The 17287-nt window shown below is 71.0% G+C and carries 11 protein-coding genes; 3 read left to right on the top strand and 8 right to left on the bottom strand.

All coding sequences use genetic code 11. The annotated features are described in order from the left end of the window. Positions 1-1304 (bottom strand): CoA-binding protein (locus ACYVIP_RS16975; RefSeq protein WP_460397251.1); only part of this gene is annotated, 1304 nt, incomplete at its 3' end. Positions 1305-1489: 185 nt separating this feature from the next. Here ACYVIP_RS16975 and ACYVIP_RS16970 point away from each other — a divergent pair. Further along, positions 1490-2413: a PaaX family transcriptional regulator gene (locus ACYVIP_RS16970; protein ID WP_460397249.1), complete on the top strand. Its 924-nt coding sequence runs from the start codon at positions 1490-1492 to the stop codon at positions 2411-2413. A 4-nt stretch (positions 2414-2417) separates the two neighbouring features. On the opposite strand, the gene ACYVIP_RS16965 is transcribed toward ACYVIP_RS16970, so the two are convergent. The 7 genes from ACYVIP_RS16965 to ACYVIP_RS16935 all read right to left on the bottom strand — a co-directional run bounded on the left by ACYVIP_RS16965 (position 2418) and on the right by ACYVIP_RS16935 (position 10683). Continuing rightward, positions 2418-3557 (bottom strand): CapA family protein, encoded by a 1140-nt coding sequence (locus ACYVIP_RS16965; protein ID WP_460397247.1) that lies wholly within the window; start codon positions 3555-3557, stop codon positions 2418-2420. Next, entirely contained in the window at positions 3550-4335 is a 786-nt protein-coding gene (locus tag ACYVIP_RS16960) for an amino acid ABC transporter ATP-binding protein (protein ID WP_460397257.1), read from the bottom strand. Before ACYVIP_RS16960 ends, ACYVIP_RS16965 begins: the two co-directional genes overlap by 8 nt. A 20-nt stretch (positions 4336-4355) precedes the next feature. Beyond that, on the bottom strand, positions 4356-5228 hold the full coding sequence (locus tag ACYVIP_RS16955) for an amino acid ABC transporter permease (RefSeq protein WP_460397245.1): 873 nt from the start codon (positions 5226-5228) through the stop codon (positions 4356-4358). Continuing rightward, positions 5225-6130, bottom strand: a complete 906-nt coding sequence (locus ACYVIP_RS16950; protein WP_460397243.1) for a transporter substrate-binding domain-containing protein — start codon at positions 6128-6130, stop codon at positions 5225-5227. The genes ACYVIP_RS16955 and ACYVIP_RS16950 overlap by 4 nt, the downstream gene beginning before the upstream one ends. 109 nt (positions 6131-6239) lie before the next feature. After that, positions 6240-7637: a DUF6351 family protein gene (locus tag ACYVIP_RS16945; RefSeq protein ID WP_460397241.1), complete on the bottom strand. Its 1398-nt coding sequence runs from the start codon at positions 7635-7637 to the stop codon at positions 6240-6242. A 63-nt stretch (positions 7638-7700) separates the two neighbouring features. After that, positions 7701-9761 carry a family 43 glycosylhydrolase gene (locus tag ACYVIP_RS16940; protein WP_460397239.1) on the bottom strand — a complete coding sequence of 687 codons (2061 nt, stop codon included), beginning with the start codon at positions 9759-9761 and terminating at the stop codon, positions 7701-7703. Between the two features lie 193 nt (positions 9762-9954). Then, complete coding sequence (locus ACYVIP_RS16935) at positions 9955-10683, bottom strand: FadR/GntR family transcriptional regulator (RefSeq protein WP_460397237.1); 729 nt, start codon at positions 10681-10683, stop codon at positions 9955-9957. Between the two features lie 287 nt (positions 10684-10970). On the opposite strand from ACYVIP_RS16935, the gene ACYVIP_RS16930 reads away from it, so the two are divergent. Both ACYVIP_RS16930 and ACYVIP_RS16925 read left to right on the top strand, forming a co-directional pair. Then, positions 10971-14456, top strand: coding sequence for a ThuA domain-containing protein (locus tag ACYVIP_RS16930; RefSeq protein ID WP_460397235.1), 3486 nt, complete (start codon positions 10971-10973; stop codon positions 14454-14456). 13 nt (positions 14457-14469) lie between these two features. Continuing rightward, entirely contained in the window at positions 14470-17274 is a 2805-nt protein-coding gene (locus ACYVIP_RS16925) for a PQQ-dependent sugar dehydrogenase (RefSeq protein ID WP_460397233.1), read from the top strand. Positions 17275-17287: the final 13 nt, after the last annotated feature.

Here is a 17287-nt window from a genome sequence, read left to right as displayed (position 1 = left end):
GCCGTGGCGCGGGCGAGCCGGTCGGGTGACCGGAACAGCGGCCCGGCCAGCCCGGCCTGCCGGCGGTCGAGCACGGCGGTCGACCCGCCACTGCCGACAAGCACCGGGACGGCGCCGCCAGCGGCGCGCACGGTGGCCGCGAGGTCGAGGGCGTCCGGCTCGTCGAGCGCGTAGACGGCGAGCGCGTCGATCTCCTGGTCGGCCGCGATCGCGGCCGCGACGTCGGCGAAGGTCTCGCCCGGCCTGCCGGTGTCGACCGGGTTGTCCTGGTAGGTCAGCGGGGGCAACAGGGTGCCGACGCGCGCGCGGGTGGCCGCCGACAGCGCCGGCACCCGCACCCCGGCGGCGGCCAGCGTGTCGGCGATGATCAGGCCCGGCCCCGCCTGCCCGGTCAGCACGCCGACCCCGGGCCGCTCGGTGGCGGGCAGGCGGCCGGCGGCGAGCGCGCGCAGCGCGTCGATCAGCTCCGTGGGGTCCTCGACCACGACCGCGCCGGCCTGCGTGAGCGCCGCCCTGGTCAGGGCGTAGGGCCCGGTGATGGCGCCGGTGTGCGAACGGGCGAAGTCGCCGACGTCGGTCCGGCCGACCTTGAGCGCGACCACCGGTTTGCGCGCCGCGGCCCCGGCCACCGCGTCGACCAGCGCCCGCCCGTCGGCGACACCTTCGACGTGCAGGCCGATCACCGAGGTCGCGTCGTCGGCGGCGAGGTGGTCGAGCACGTCGGCGAAGCCGACGTCGACCGCGTTGCCAAGGCCGATCCCGATGCGCACGCCGAGCCCCTCGGCCGCGGCCAGGAAGCACAGCGCGAGGTTGACCCCGCCGCTCTGCGCGACGATCGCGGCCGGTCCCGGCGGCACCTCGGCGACGCCGGGCACGAAGGTCGCGAAGACCCCGTCCGCCGGGTTCAGGTACCCGGAGGTGTTGGGGCCGAGCAGCCGGATGCCGTGTTCCCGCGCGACGGCGGCGACCGCGTCCTGCAGCGCCGCGCCGGCCGCACCCGCCTCGGCGAACCCGCCGGCGCACACAATGACGGCCGGCACCCCGGCCTTGCCACAGTCGGCGAGCACCCCGGGCACGACGTGGGGCGGGACGGCGAGCACGGCGAGGTCGACCGGCGCGCCGATGGCGGTGACCGTCGGGAAGGCCGGTCTGCCCGCGATCGTGCCGCCCGCCGGGTTGACCGGGTACAGGGGGCCGGCGAAGCCGTCGAGGGTGCGCGTCAGCGCGTACCCGGCCTTGCCCGGCGAGTCGCTCGCGCCGACGACGGCGATGCCGCGCGGGTGCAGGAGAGGACCGAGGTTCACCCGATAAGTATTGCTATTACCAGAACACTCGTCAAGACGACTGTCATGCTTTGCGGGAGGCAACGGCCACTGAAATACGAAGATGGTGGCGGTTTGTCCGGACCCTTGCCCACAACCTGAGGATCGCGTCACAGAACATCAGGCGTTCGTATGGTCGGGCGAACGACAAACTGTACTGTAATCCCATGACCGCCGCCCCCCAGGACCCGACTGCGCGGGCCGAGCTCGACCTGCCGAGGATGCAGTCCGGCGGCAGCCCTCAGCACCTGCTGCTGACCCTGCTCGGCGACTACTGGTACGGCCAGCGGGCGCCGCTGCCCTCCGCGGCCCTCGTCGCGCTGCTCGGCGAGTTCGGCATCACCGAGATCAGCGCCAGAGCGGCGTTGAGCAGACTGTCCCGCCGAGGTCTCCTGGAGCTGTCGCGCACCGGGCGGCACACGGCCTACGCGCTGAGCGAGCACGCGGCGACCGTGCTGGCCGAGGGCCTGCGGCACATCACCTCGTTCGGCGCGGCCGAGGAACCGTGGTCGGGACAGTGGACGGTCGCGGTGTTCTCCGTCCCGGAGGACCAGCGCGACCTGCGGCACACGCTGCGCACCCGGTTGAGCTGGCTCGGCTTCGCCTCGCTGTTCGACGGTGTCTGGGTCTCCCCGCACGAGCGGGTCGCCGAGATCACCGCCGTGCTGGCGGAGCTGACCATCGACACCGCGACCGTGCTGCGGTCCGAAGTGGTCGATGGCAGCCCCGACGGCGGCCACCCGATCACCGCGTGGGGCCTGGACGCGTTGGGCGACCGCTACCGCGCGCTGATCGAGGAGTACGAGTCGGTGCGTACGCGGCTGCGGGCCGGACGGATCGGCACGGCCGAGGCGCTGGTGGTGCGCACCGCGCTGATGGACGCCTGGCGCCGCTTCCCCGGCCTGGACCCGGAACTGCCCGCCGCGCTGCTGCCCCGGCCGTGGCCACGGGCCAGGGCGCGGGCGTTGTTCACCGAGCTGTACGACGAGTTGGCCTGGCTCGCCGAGCAGCGGGTGCGGCAGGTGGTCGGCCGGTTCGACGAGGAGCTGGCGGCGCTGGTGAGCGGGCACGGCAGCGACTTCGCCGGCTGACCGCTCAGTCCACGCGGCCGACACCGGGAAACACGATCTCGTCGCCGTCCCAGGCGAACGCGGTGTCCAGGCCCGCGGCCACCCCGATCCTGGCGACGTAGTCGGCGACCGCTTCACCGTCCACTCGCGACAGCGGGGTCGGCCGGCCGGCGTCGTCGATCCAGCACGGCACGAACCCGGCGGAGACGATTCCATTGGCGCCGAACCGGCACACCGCGATGACCGTGTTCCTGCTCTCCGGGTGAAACGGGTAGTACGGCATCGCCGGATCAGGGGCGAAGCCGTACAGCTCGACCCGCTTGCGCGCCCACGCGGCCCGCTCCGCGCTGTCGTTGCCGGTCGGGGTGAGCGCGTGCGTGACGGTGACGAAGTTGCCGAGGCCGTGGAAGATCGGCCGGCCGCGGTAGACCTCGACACCGCGCATGATGTGCGCGTGGTGGCCGAACACCACGTGCGCGCCCGCGTCGACCGCCGCGTGCGCGACCGGCCGCTCGTACATCGCGAGCACCGCGGGCGTGTGCCCGACCCCCTTGTGCATCGACACCGCCACGATGTCCACGCGCTCGGCGAGCGCGGCGATGTCCTCGGCCATCGCGGACAGGCTCGCCGGGTCGGCGAAGGTGTAGACGCTGGGCGGGCCGCCGGGCGTCGCGTGGTCCAGCTCGTAGTGGGTGAGCACGCGGACATACGCGCACCCCGCCTTGCGGGAGGTCGCCCAGGACTCGCGCGGGCCGACGCAGTTGTAGCTCAGCACCCCGATCCGCAGCCCGGCGCGCTCCAGCACGGCCGGTTCCCTGGCGGCGTCGAGGTTCTGGCCCGCGCCCGCCGTCACGAGCCCGGCCGCGCGCGCGTGCGCGATCGTGTCGGCGACGCCGACCTCGCCCACGTCGTAGACGTGGTTCCCGGCGAGGGTCACGGCGTGGAAACCGGCCTGCGCGAGGGCGTGCAGGGCGGCCGGGTCGGCCGGTGGCGCCGGGATGTCGGTGCTGATCTGGATGTCCGCGGTGCTGTGCGGGACCTCGACGTGCCCGAGCACCACGTCACCGCAGGCCAGCGCCGGGCGGGCCGGGGCGAGGAACGACGCCGGGTCCGGCTCGTCGAGCACCAGGTCGCCGACCGCCAGCATGGTCACCGGTTCAGGCATGCTGTTCGGTCCCTCCTGGCGTGGCGGCGAGCTGCTGGGTGTAGCGGGAAAGGAACGCGCGCAGCCGGTCCGATGTGGACTCACCGAGCACCCCGGCGACCGGGCCCTGCTCGACGATCCGGCCGCGGTCCATGAACACGAAGCGGTCGGCGACCTCGCGGGCGAAGGCGATCTCGTGGGTGACGATCACCATCGTCATGCCGGCGGCGGCCAGGTCGCGCACGACGGTGAGCACCTCGTCCACCAGTTCCGGATCCAGCGCGCTGGTCGGCTCGTCGAGCAGCATGATCCGCGGCCGGGTGGCCAGTGCCCGCGCGATCGCGACCCGCTGCTGCTGGCCGCCGGAGAGCTGCCGGGGGTGGGCGTCGGCCTTCTCGGTCAGCCCGACCTTGCCCAGCAGCTCCATCGCCCGGTCCCGCGCCTGTTCGCGGCTGCGGCCGTGCACCCGCACCTGTGCCTCGGTGATGTTGCGCAGCACCGTCCAATGGGGAAAGAGCTGGAACTGCTGGAACACCATGCCCATCCGGCGCCGCTGCGCGGCGACCTGCCGGGGCCGCAGCGGGCGCAGCGCAGCGCCGTCGCGCGCGAACCCGAGCAGCTCGCCGTCGAGGTACATGGCGCCGCTGTCGATCGGCTCCAGCTGGTGCACACATCGGACCAGCGTGGACTTCCCGGACCCGGACGGGCCGATGACCGCGACCACCTCGCCCTCGGCCACATCCAGGCTCACCCCGTCGAGCGCGGCGTGCGCACCGAAGCTGCGCCGGACGTCGCGCATGCTCAGCACCGGGTCATCACTCACAGGAGCCCCCTGCCCACCGCGGTGCCCCGGCCGAAGCGCCGCTCGAGGCGCTGCTGGCCGAAGGACAGCGCGGTGACCACGACGAGATACCAGAAACATGCCACGATCAGCAGCGGCACGATCTGGTAGGTCTGGTTGTACACCGACTGCACCGCGTGCAGCAGGTCGGTCATGGCGATCACGCTCACCAGCGACGTGCCCTTGAGCAGGCTGATGAACTGGCTGCCGCTCGGCGGGATGATCACCCGCATCGCCTGCGGCAGCACGACCCGGAAGAACGCCTGGTCGCCGGTGAAGCCCATCGCCATGGCCGCGTCGCGCTGCCCGCCGTCCACCGACAGGATGCCGGCCCTGATGATCTCGGCCATGTACGCGGACTCGTGCAGCGTCAGCCCGATGAGCGCCGCGGTGAGCGGGGTGATCACGTCGTTGGTCGGCCACGAGCCGAACTCCGGCCCGAACGGGATGCCGACCGACAGCTTGGGCAGCAGGTAGGCGAGGTTGAACCAGAACAGCAGCTGCACCAGCGGCGGGATGCCGCGGAACAGTCCGACGTAGAGCGCGCAGACCCAGCGCACCGGCGCGAAGCCGGCGGACTGCCCCATGGCCAGCAGCACCCCGAGCACCGAGCCGCCGGCCATCGCGACGACCGTCAGCAGCACCGAGGTGCCGAGCCCGGCCAGCACGTTGGCGTCGAACAGGTAGTCGGCCACGACCGACCACTCCAGCTGGTCGTTGTGCGTCAGGAACCACCCGACCTGCGCGGCGAGCAGGACCAGCACGGCGCCGCCCAACCAGCGCAGCGGGCGGGGGCGGTGCCGGGCCGTGGCGACGTCTACCTCGGCCGGGCGGTCGAGGACCGTGGTCACCGCTCACCCGCCGTATTGAGCTTCGGCTCGTCCACCGCGACCTTCTCCAGGCCGTACTTCTTCATGATCTTGTCGTACTCGCCGTTGGCGAAAATCTCCTGGAACGCCTCGAGCATGACCGGGCCGAGGCCGTCCTTCTTCGGCACCAGCATCGCCAGCTGGTCCACCCCCGCGCCCTGCTCGTCGGTCTGGGTCACGTAGGTGAACTCGTCCTTGGCGGCGGCCATCGCGTCGAGGGCGGCGCTCTCGGTCATGCCGACCACGTCCGCGCGGCCGGACTTCGCGGCGAGGATGGTCCCGTTGGTGTCGGCGAGGCCGATGAACTCCACGGCCTCCTTGCCCTGGTCAGCGCACCAGTCCGACAGGCGCACCGCCTGGTCGGCCACGATGCTGCCCTCCACCCCGGCGACCCGCTTGCCACACAGGTCGGCACTGGACTCGATGTCGGCGGACCCCGACTTCGGGATGAGGTAGGCGGTCCTGGTGACCATCCAGACGATCGCGTCGAACTTCTCCTCGCGCTCGGCGGTGTCCTTCACCGGCCCGTTGAACCCGTCGTAGCGGCCGGACAGCATGCCCGAGAGCGCCGCGGGGAGGCCGGGGACGATGGTGATCTCGGTGCGGACGCCGAGGGCGGCCCCGAGTGCCTGCTGCACCTCGTGGTCGATCCCGGTGACGGTCTTGCCGTCCGCGCCGACGATCCGGTAGGGCGGGTGCGAGTCGCCGGCGAACCGGATCACCCCGGAGTCCTTGAACTGCTGGGGAAGCTTGGCGTGCAGCGGACTGCTCGCCGGGTCGGGCGCGGGTGCGGGTGCGTCGGTGCCGGCCGAGCCGCCGCACGCGGTCATCGTCAACGTCACGGCGGCGAGCGACGCGAGGAGGGTTACCCGGGACTTGAGCATCGATGCTCCTGCGGTTGATAGACGGACGTTTTAGTTACGGCCGCGAGGAATAGTGTCTAACGTTAGTCGCGGGGTGTGTCAAGGGCCACTGATCGGCCACGTCAGTCGCTCAGCGGGCCGGGTACGGGCGGTTGAAGCGGGGCGGGACGTAGCCGAGGTAGCGGCCGTCACCGGCGGCCACGTTCATGGCGCGCGGCGAGACGTCGGGCCAGTGCCCGGTCGCCAGCCGGTCGGCCAGCTTCCCGATGGCCGCGACCTGCTCCCCCACGGTGAACGTGCAGTGCCCCGCGGTGCGCACGTAGGTCTGGCGCAACAGCGCGCCGGCACCGGGCAGCCGTCCGTAGGCGGACTGCTGGGCCACCGTGGAGATCTGGTCGCCGATCGCGTTGACCGTGAGCACCGGGACGCGCAGGCGGCCGGTGAACACGATCCCCTCGGCCAGGTAGGACACCGCGGCCGGGTCGGCCGCGACCCGCGGCGCGGCGGCCAGACGGCGCAGGTCCGCGCCCAGGTCGAGCCCGGCGCTCGCGTAGAGCCGCCGGACCGCGGCGCGCTGGTGCGGGTCGGCCTGCGTGAGCTGGCGCGCGTAGTCGACGCCGGTGTTCCACGACGGGTTGCCGCCCGCGAGCTGCTCGATGGCCCGCCTGCTGCTCATCGCCTGCCCGATGTAGGGCAGCGGCCCGCCGGCCAGCGCGTTGAACATGCCGTGCTCGATCCCCTCGGCGTCGTGGTCGGCCGGCGGCGGCGGGGTGGTCCCGTCCCCGGCCACACCCCAGCTCGGCAGCTGGCCGATGGCCGAGGCCAGCGCGATCCGCGCGCGCCCGGCCGGGGTGGCCTGGGCGCCGGACAACGCGTCGATCCACTGCCGCTGGGCACCCGGGACGTCGGCCGGGATCCCGGTGACCGGCAGCGCGGAGTCGGCGAACAGCAGGGTCCTCAGTGTGAAGACCGTGTCGAGCTTCTGGTTCCACTGGCCGACCGAGCCGCCCAGCCCGCCGCACATCGGCGCCGCGGCGTCGAACCGGTCGGGGTACACCTGCGCGGTGCCGGCGGCGACGAACCCGCCCATCGACCGGCCCTGCGCGATCGCCCACCGCGCCCGGCCGTAGGCGGCCTCGAAGCGCGCGAGCGCGGCGGCCTGGTTGTCGATCGCGGCCGTGATGTGCCAGCCGGTGACCGTCCTGGTGGTGCCGCCGACGGCGTAGCCGCGCTCGAGCAGGCTCGCGGTCAGCGGGGAGGTCAGCCCGCCCGCGGCGAAGTCCAGCTCGACCAGCACCGTGCCGTTCCACCGGCTGGGCGTGGCGAACTGGTAGGGCGTGCCGTCCGGCAGCTGGCCCGCCACGCAGGTCGGCCGCGCGGGCGAGCTCTCCAGGCACGGCGTGGTGTCCCGGCCCGCCGCGGCGACCACGGGGGTGGTGACCGTGAGGGTCGCCAGCACCGCCAGCACGACGCCGGCCCATCTTCCCGGTCCACGCTTGCCCATGTCCGCCTCCGAAATCCGTGGCACGGGGACATGATGTGTGTTTCACACAGCGCTCGTCAAGACAAATGTCATATAAGGGGGTGACCGCTACGGGGTGGTGAGGTCGAAGCGGCGCACGGTCACCGCGCCACCGAGGGACTGCGTCGCGTGGTTGAAGATCCCGAAGCGGTAGCCCATGAAGAACTGCCAGGCGTTGTTCAGCGTCAGCGCGTTGCCCAGCGAGGTGAAGGTGGTGCCGTCGGTGCTGTAGGAGAACCTCGCCTGCCGGCCGGAGCCCGGCCGGATGTCGGCGTTGACCCGCAGCCAGATCCGGCTGCCGGTGATCGCCGCGCTGGCCACCTCGGCGCCGGTGCTCGTGGTGTTCCAGTTGCCGTCCATGGTGAGCCCGTTGGTCATGACCACCCGGGTGACCCCGTTGTCCCGTTTGACGCCGACCCACGCCGAGGACTGGCGCAGCATCGCCAGCCCGGACCGGTCGCCGTCACGCATCGCGCCGTGCTCCAGCTCGATGGTCGCGGTGGAGGTGGGGCCCTGGATGCGGTGGGTGAGCGTGTTGCGGGCCGCGTACAGGTCGCCGGTGACCGTCGCCGTCTGCAGGGTCAGGCCGTTGTTCACCGAGAACCTGCTGGTGTCGGGGTCGTGGTTCCACTCGTACTGCGGGCCGAGCGTGGTGCCGGCGAAGGTGTCGGTACCGGTGAGTGGTTTCACCGGCACGGTCGGCAGCGGCGTCGGGTAGTTCACGCCCCACCGGCCGTTGACCGTCTGCAACACCGGCCAGCCGTCGGAGGTCCAGGTGATCGGCGCGAGCGCGGGCACCCGGCCGCCGGGGTAGGCGTCGACGAAGGCCATGTAGTACCAGGAGCCGTTGGGCAGCTGGACGAGCCCACCCTGGTGCGGCACGCCACCGCCGCTGATCGGGCCGGGCAGGTCGAGCAGGACCTGGCGCACGGTGTACGGGCCGAACGGGCCGTTGTCCGACTTGAGCACGTACTGGCCGTTAGCCGGGCGGGTCAGCCAGATGTAGTAGCTGCCGTTGCGCTTGTAGAACCGGGCGCCCTCAAGGGTCCCGATGTTCGACGGGGTCTGGAAGACCTGCTGCGCACGGACCTGGCTGCGGCCGTCCGCGGACAGCTGGGCCACGCTGATCGTGGTGTTGCCGTAGGCGACGTACATGGTGTCGTTGTCGTCGATCAGCATGCCCGCGTCGTAGTAGCAGTTGTCGATCTGGGCGTGCCGGTTCCACGGACCCTCCACACCGGACGCGGTGTAGATGAACGTGTCGTTGAACTCGATGCAGCCCGCCCAGTAGTAGGTGCTGTTGCTCGGCCGGTAGGCGAGCGTCGACGCCCAGATCCCCTTGACGTACGCGCGCTGCCCGTTGCTGAGGTCGTACTTCGTGCCGAAGTCCAGCGACGGCACCGAATGGCCGGCGAACTCCCAGTTGACCAGGTCGTAGGACCGCAGGATCGGCGCGCCAGGCGAGTAGTGCATGGTCGACGCGGTCATGTAGTAGGTCTCCCCGACCCTGATCACCTCGACGTCGGCGAAGTCCTGCCACACCACCGGGTTGGTGAACTGGTCGTCCGGCTGCTGGCCGCCGTCCACCCGGACGAGCTGCCACTGCTGGTTCGTGCCACCCCAGTCGCTGTACTGCACGATGTTCGCACCGTCCGAAGTGGACGCGTTCTGCACCTCGACGACCTTGCCGCTGTTGCGGTTGACCAGCCGGACGTGGTCGCTGTCGGAGTCGGCCAGCCGGAACTGCTGGTTGGTCCCGTTTCCGTCGGCCCACTGCACGATCGCACCGCCGTCGGCGGTGGAGAAGTTGTGCACGTCGAGCACCTTGCCCGAGTGGCGGGACTTCAGCCGGTAGTAGCCGTCGCCGGAGTCGACGAACTGCCACTGTTGGTTCGCGCCGTCGTTGCGGGCCCACTGCGTGATCCGCGCGCCGTCGGTCGTGGCGAGGTCGTAGACGTCCAGCGCCTTGCCACTGTTGCGGTTCACCAGTACGTACCACGCGCTGGTGTCCACGGTGGCCGCCGCGCTCGGCGTCGGGTTCACCGCCATCATCACGGTGCTCACCAGGAGCGCCACCAGCAGCGTCGCCATGCCGGTCAGCCGACCGGACCTGCTTGTCCGCAAGACCATGTCCAGCGCGCTCCTCAGTTCGAATCGACGAGAGGTGTTAGCGCAAACACGAACCACTGGCGCCGCTTGGCGGCGCTGTCAGCCGAGTGAACCGTAGCTCAGACCGCTAACTCGCAGTTCACATGAAAGCACCGAGCGCATCCCCCGGTCAACGGTAGGGAGCAAGAATGTTAACGCTAACTCGGCGCAGGCCTCAGCCGAACAGGCGGCGTTGGATCTCCTGCCGGTAGTCCTCGAGGGTGTTGTCCAGGTGCGTACCGGCGGCCGCGGCCGCCTCGTCGGGGTTCCCGTCGCGGATCGCCCGGTGGATGGCCGCGTGCTCCTCGACCGCCCCCGCCACGTGCCCACCGACCGTGCCGTGCAGGCCGATGGTGCTGGACTGGCGCTGCAGCCGGCGCGCCTCGCGCACCGACGCGACCAGGAACTGGTTGTGCGACGCGATGGCGACCGCGAGGTGGAACTCGTCGTCGCCGCGCTCGAACAACGCCGGTGATCCCGTCTCGTAGCCCTGCCGGCACACCTCGACCGCCGCCTCGACCGCCCGCAGTTCGACCGGGGTCGCGTTGGTCGCGGCGAGCCTGCTCGCGGCGGTTTCCTGGACCCGGCGGAACTCGAACAGCATGTAGACGTGGTCGAGGTCGGCCGGCAGGAAGAACCCGCCCCACCGCGCGGAACCCAGCATCCCGTCGTCGTCGGCGACGTACAGGCCACGGCCCTTGTGCGCCCGGACCCGGCCGATCGCCGACAGGATCTTGACCGCCTCGCGGACCATGCCCCGGCTGGTCTCCAGGCGCGCGGCGAGCTCCTTCTCGGTCGGCATCCGGTCCCCCGGCCGGAGCCCGGACTCGGCGATGAGCTCCAGGATCCGCTCGGCGACCACCTCGTATCCCGGCCGGTACGGCGAATCGGGCGTGACCTCCACGGGAAAAGGTTACCGGAGCACATGATCAACACGGATGAGTCGGACTCATCCCTGGCCGGCCCTTGACGACCAGGGACGCCAGACCGCTATGGTGTGATGCGGGCAACACCCGCTGTCCCCGCTGAGTCCGAAACATCTCGGTCCGTCGGACGGTCACGACCCCTTCCCCGAAAACCGGCCGACGACCTCGCGCAGTGGCCTGGGAGCGCTCCCAATGGAGGTGAGCGAGCAGACCTGAACCGGTTCCCCCGTGACCGTCGCCTCTCCCTCGCCTCCGGAGGCCCATCGTGCGACAAGCACTCGGCAAGCTCCTGGCCGCATTCGCCTGCGCCCTGCTGGTGATCACCCTGACCGCGTCCACCACCCCCGCCGCCCCGGCAGCTGGCGAGAAGGTACTGCTGTTCACCAAGACCGTGGGCTATCGGCACGACTCCATCCCGGCCGGCGTGGCGATGTTCCAGCAACTGGCCGCCGACAACGGCTGGCAGCTCACGCACACCGAGGACTCGGCGGTGTTCAACGACGCCACACTGTCCACTTTCGACGTCGTGGTGATGTTCCAGACCTCCGGCATGGTGTGGACGAGCGCGGCGCAGCGCACGGCCTTCCAGAACTACCTGCGCGGTGGCGGCGGCATCGTCGCGATGCACAACGCGACGGACATGAACATCGAGAACGAGTTCCCGTGGTGGGACCAGGTGCTCGGGATGACCATGACCCAGCACTCGGCCACCGTCGCCGGCACGGCGAAGGTCGCCGACCACACCCACCCGTCCGGACAGGGCCTGCCGGACCGGTGGAACCGCACCGAGGAGTGGTACAACTTCAACCGCAACGCCCGCGGCGACGTACACGTGCTGGTCACCGCAGACGAGACGACCTACGACCCCGGCTCGTCCGGCATGGGGGCCGATCACCCGATCTCCTGGTGCCGCAACGTCGATGGCGGCCGGCTGTGGGCCACCGCGATGGGACACGAGTCCGCCGCGTACTCCGAGTCGCTGTTCCGCACACACGTCCTCGGCGGAGTGCGCTCCGCGGCGGGCACCGCGCCGGCCGACTGCGGCCCGACCGTGTGGACGAGCTACGACCGGATCGAGTTGGACGCCAACACCGTGGCGCCCGGCACGCTGGACATCGCGCCGGACGGCCGGGTCTTCTACACCCAGTACGGCGGCGCGCTGAAGCTGTACAAGCCGAGCACCAGGACCACCGTCACCGCCGGCACGCTCAACGTGTACACCGGCGGCGAGGACGGCCTGGCCGGGGTGGCGCTCGACCCGGACTTCGCCACCAACGGCTGGCTCTACCTGTACTACTCACCCGCCGGATCGCAGGAGGTCAACCGGGTCTCCCGGTTCACGGTCAGCGGCGACTCGCTGGTGTCGAACAGCGAGCAGGTCCTGCTGACCATCCCCGCCGCGCGCCAGTCCGAGCCGGGGCACACCGGCGGCTACCTCACGTTCGGGCCGGGCGGGAACCTCTACGTCGGCGTCGGCGACGACATCAACCCGCACGAGTCCAGCGGCTACGCGCCGATCGACGAGCGGTCCGGGCGCGCCCTGTTCGACGCGCAGAAGACCTCGGCCAACACCAACGACCTGCGCGGCAAGATCCTGCGGATCCACCCGGAGTCCAACGGCACCTACTCGGTGCCCAGCGGCAACATGTTCGCCCCCGGCACCGCGCTGACCCGGCCGGAGATCTACGCGATGGGGTTCCGCAACCCGTTCCGGTTCACTGTGGACACCGACGGCACGATCTACCTCGCCGACTACGGCCCGGACGCCGGCGCGGACAACGCGAGCCGGGGCCCGGGCGGGCTCGTCGAGTGGAACGTGATCAAGTCCCCCGGCTACTACGGCTGGCCATACTGCGTGGCCAACAACATCCCGTTCACCGACTACAACTTCGCCTCCGGCGCGTCCGGCTCCCGGTTCAACTGCTCGGCCCCGGTCAACACCTCCCCCAACAACACCGGGCTCACCACGCTGCCATCGGCGCGACCGGCCACCGTCTGGTACGGCAACGGCAGCAACGGCAACGCGTTCCCGGAGATGGGCGGCGGCGGCGAGGCGCCGATGGCCTTCCCCCTGTACCACTACGACGAGGACAACCCGTCGGCCACCAAGTTCCCCGAGTACTTCGACGGGACGCCGTTCTTCGGCGAGTGGGCCCGCAACACCATGCACGAGTTCCGGCTCGACAGCTCGGGAAACCTGTTGAAAATCAACAGGTTCCTGGCCAACCTGACCTTCAGGTCGCCCATGGACGCCAAGTTCGGGCCGGACGGCTCGCTGTACCTGCTGGAATGGGGCAGCGGGTTCGGCCGGGACAACCCCGACTCCGCGTTGTCCCGCATCGACTACATCTCCGGTGACCGCGCGCCGGTCGCCCGCGCGACGGGCACGCCCTCCTCCGGCCAGGCACCGCTCGCGGTGAGCTTCTCCAGCGCGGGCTCCACCGACCCGGAAGGCGGCGCGCTCACCTACCGGTGGACCTTCGGTGACGGCGCCTCCGCCACGACGGCCAACCCGTCGCACACCTACACCACGCGCGGCCAGTTCAACGCGCAGCTCACCATCACCGACCCGAACGGGCGGACCGGGGTGGCCAACGTGCCGGTCACGGTGGGCAACACCGCGCCGACCGTCCAGTTCACCTCACCCCCGCACGGCGGCATGTTCGACTTCGGCGACGAGGTGCCCTACGCGGTGACGGTCACCGACCCCGAGGACGGCACGATCGACTGCGCCAGGGTGACCACCACACCGGCGCTGGGACACGACGAGCACGCCCACCCGCTCGACCCGATCCCGGGCTGCGCCGGGACGATCCCCACCCACGGCGACGGCGGGCACAGCGCGGACTCCGACCTGTTCTACGTCGCCGACGCGGTCTACACCGACAACGGCGCGTCGGGGGTGCCCGCGCTCACCGGCCGGGCGCAGGTCCTGCTGCAACCCAAGCACCGGCAGGCCGAGCACTTCACCAACTCGTCGGGCATCCGGGTCGTGTCCCAGTCCGGCGCGGAGGCGGGCGGCCGGATCGGGGACATCGACAACGGCGACTGGATCTCGTTCAACCCGATGAACCTGACGGGCATCGACCAGGTCTCGTTCCGGGTGTCCTCCCCCGGGCCTGGCGGCACGATCGAGCTGCGGGCGGGATCCCCGTCCGGGCAACTGGTCGCGACCGCGACCGTCGGCAGCACCGGCGGCTGGGACAACTACGCGAACCTCGCGCCGGTCAGCGTCAGCAGGCCGTCCGGGACCGTCGAGCTGTTCGTGGTGTTCCGGTCCAGCTCCTCGGCGCCCTACGACCTGGACGCGCTGACGTTCGTCGGCGACGGCGTCGGCACCCCGGGCAGCGGCGACGGTGGCGGACCGATCACCGGCGCGAACGGCTCGTGTGTCGACGTCGACGGCGGCGGCACCGCCGACGGCACCAAGGTCCAGCTGTGGAGCTGCACCGGGGCGGACAGCCAGCGATGGACGCGCAGCGGGTCGACGCTGCGGGCGCTCGGCAAGTGCCTCGACGTGAACGGGGCGGGCACCGCGGACGGCACGATCGTGCAGCTGTGGACCTGCACCGGCGGCGTGGCGCAGAACTGGACGCCGCAGTCCAACGGTTCGCTGCTGAACCCGAACTCCGGCAAGTGTCTCGACGCCAACGGCGGGTCGACCGCCAACGGCACCCAACTGATCGTCTGGACCTGTCACGGCGGCACGAACCAGCGCTGGACGGTCCCCGCCGCACGCTCCCACCACTGAAACCGGTGTCCACATGAGACTGAGACTGACCATGGCGGCCGCGCTGGTCGCGGCGAGCGTCGTCCTCCCCGCGGTCACCTCGGCGGCACCCGCGGCCGCGCACCCGGTGAACCCGGACGACTTCAAGCAGATCGAGCTGGCGCGCGGCGTCGGCGAGGTCGGCGAGCCGATGTCGATGGCCGTACTGCCGGACCGCTCGGTGGTGCACACCGCGCGCAACGGCGTGCTGCGCAGGACCACCTCGGCCGGCGTGACCAGCGTGATCGGCACCCTGTCGGTCTACACCCACGACGAGGAGGGGCTGCAGGGCGTCGGGGTGGACCCCGGCTTCGCCAGCAACCGGTTCATCTACCTGTACTACGCGCCACCACTGTCCACTCCGGGCGGTGACGCGCCGGCGTCCGGCTCGGACTTCTCGGCGTGGAACGGGGTGAACCGGTTGTCCCGGTTCACCCTCAACTCCGACTACACGCTGAACACCGCGAGCCAGGTGACCGTGCTCGACGTGCCGACCAGCCGGGGCATGTGCTGCCACGTCGGCGGCGACATCGACTTCGACGCGGCCGGCAACCTGTACCTGTCCACCGGCGACGACACCAACCCGTTCGACTCCGCCGGCTACACCCCGATCGACGAGCGCTCCGGGCGCAACCCGGCCTACGACGCGCAGCGCAGCGCGGGCAACACCAACGACCTGCGCGGCAAGGTGTTGCGGATCAAGGTGAACGCCAACGGCTCTTACTCGATCCCGTCGGGCAACCTGTTCGCGCAGGGCACCTCCGGCACCCGGCCGGAGATCTACGCGATGGGCCTGCGCAACCCGTTCCGGTTCGGCGTCGACAAGGCCACCGGGGTGCTCTACCTCGGCGACTACGGGCCGGACGCGGGCAGCGCGAACAACAGCAGGGGACCAGGCGGGCAGGTGGAGTTCAACCGGATCACCTCGGCCGGCAACTACGGCTGGCCGTACTGCACCGGCAAGAACACCACCGCCGAGACCTATGTGGACTACACGTTCCCGTCCGGGCCGTCCGGCAACCGGTTCAACTGCGCCGCCCCGAACAACAACTCCCCCAACAACAGCGGGCAGAGCACGCTGCCGGCCGCCCGCGCGGCGTGGATCAACTACGACAACTGCTCGTTCTCGGCGTTCGGCTGCGGCTCGGAGTCGCCGATGGGCGGTGTGGTCTACCGCTACGACGCGGCCAACCCCTCGACGGTCAAGTTCCCCGCCGCGCTGGACGGGCACGTCTTCCTGTCCGAGTTCGGCAGGCGCTGGCTGAAGGTCGTCGACGTGAACTCCGACGGCTCGCCGGGGCAGATCAACGACTTCCCGTGGCGCGGCACCCAGGTCATGGACACCGCGTTCGGTCCGGACGGCGCACTGTACGTCTTGGACTACGGTACCGGTTGGGGCAGCGGCAACTCCGAGTCCGCGCTCTATCGCATCGAGTACAACCCGTCGGGCAACCAGGCGCCGACCGCGCGGGCGAGCGCCGACAAGACATCCGGGACCGCGCCGCTGACGGTGAACTTCTCCTCGGCGGGCTCCACCGACCCGGAGAGCGGCACGCTGTCCTACCAGTGGAACTTCGGCGACGGCAGCACGTCGACCTCGGCGAACCCGACGAAGACCTACTCCAGCAACGGCCAGCGCACCGCGTCGCTCACGGTGACCGACCCGCAGGGGCTCACCGCGACCGCGAACGTGACCATCACGGTCGGCAACACCGCGCCGACGGTCACGCTGACCACCCCCGCCGACGGCACCCTGTTCTCCTTCGGCGACACCGTGCCGTACACGATCACCGCGACCGACCCCGAGGACAGCGCGATCGACTGCTCGCGGGTGAAACTGTCCTATCTGCTCGGTCACGACGACCACGGCCACCTGATCACCACGGCCACCGGATGTGCCGGCAGCATAAGGATCCCGGTCGACGGCGAGCACGACACGGCCGCGAACCTGTTCGCGGTGTTCGACGCCGAGTACACCGACGGCGGCGCGAACGGCCAGCCGGCGCTGACCACCCACACCCAGCACACGTTGCAGCTGCGGCACCGCCAGGCCGAGCACCACACCAGCCAGTCGGGCACCGTGCAGTACGACAAGTCGGCCGCCGAGGGCGGCCGGACGGTCGGCGACATCCACAACGGCGACTGGATCGCGTTCCGGCCCTACGCGCTCGGCGGCGAGACCCGGTTCGCCGCCCGGGTCTCCTCCGGCGCCTCCGGCGGCACGCTGTCGGTGCGGACCGGGTCGTCGACCGGCACCGTCCTCGGCTCGGTGACCGTGCCGAGCACCGGCGGCTGGGACAGCTTCACCGAGGTGACCACCACCCTGTCGAACGTGCCGGCCGGCACGTCGACGGTGTACCTCACGTTCACCGGCGGCAGCGGCTTCCTGTTCGATGTGGACGCCTTCACCTTCGGCGCGTCCTCCGGCGGCGCCGCCGGCAGGATCACCGGCCTCGACGGCAAGTGCGTCGACGTCGACGGCGGCAGCACCACCGACGGCGCCCCGGTCCAGCTGTGGACCTGCAACGGTGGCACCAACCAGCAGTGGACCCGGGACGGGAACACCCTGCGAGCGTTGGGAAAGTGCCTGACCACGGCCGGCACCGCGGACGGCGCCGTGGTGCAACTGTCCACCTGCACCGGCGCCACGGCCCAGAACTGGACCGCGCAGTCCGACGGCACCATCCGCACCGCGGGCGGCAAGTGCCTCGACGCGTACGGCGCCACCTCGGCCGACGGCACCCAACTGATCATCTGGACCTGCAACGGCGGCGCCAACCAACGATGGACGTTGTCCTAGATGTCGTCCTTGA

The sequence above is a fragment of the Actinophytocola sediminis genome (assembly GCF_054779715.1).
Note: the sequence above shows the minus strand (reverse complement) of the source record. Positions and strands in the feature narration are given on the sequence as shown.

Bases quoted from the DNA above. Each gene is read 5' to 3' on its own strand.
- ACYVIP_RS16970 (WP_460397249.1), top strand. From the start codon at position 1,490: ATGACCGCCGCCCCCCAGGACCCGACTGCGCGGGCCGAGCTCGACCTG.
- ACYVIP_RS16965 (WP_460397247.1), bottom strand. From the start codon at position 3,557: ATGCCTGAACCGGTGACCATGCTGGCGGTCGGCGACCTGGTGCTCGAC.
- ACYVIP_RS16960 (WP_460397257.1), bottom strand. From the start codon at position 4,335: ATGCGCGACGTCCGGCGCAGCTTCGGTGCGCACGCCGCGCTCGACGGG.
- ACYVIP_RS16950 (WP_460397243.1), bottom strand. From the start codon at position 6,130: ATGCTCAAGTCCCGGGTAACCCTCCTCGCGTCGCTCGCCGCCGTGACG.
- ACYVIP_RS16940 (WP_460397239.1), bottom strand. From the start codon at position 9,761: ATGGTCTTGCGGACAAGCAGGTCCGGTCGGCTGACCGGCATGGCGACG.
- ACYVIP_RS16925 (WP_460397233.1), top strand. From the start codon at position 14,470: ATGAGACTGAGACTGACCATGGCGGCCGCGCTGGTCGCGGCGAGCGTC.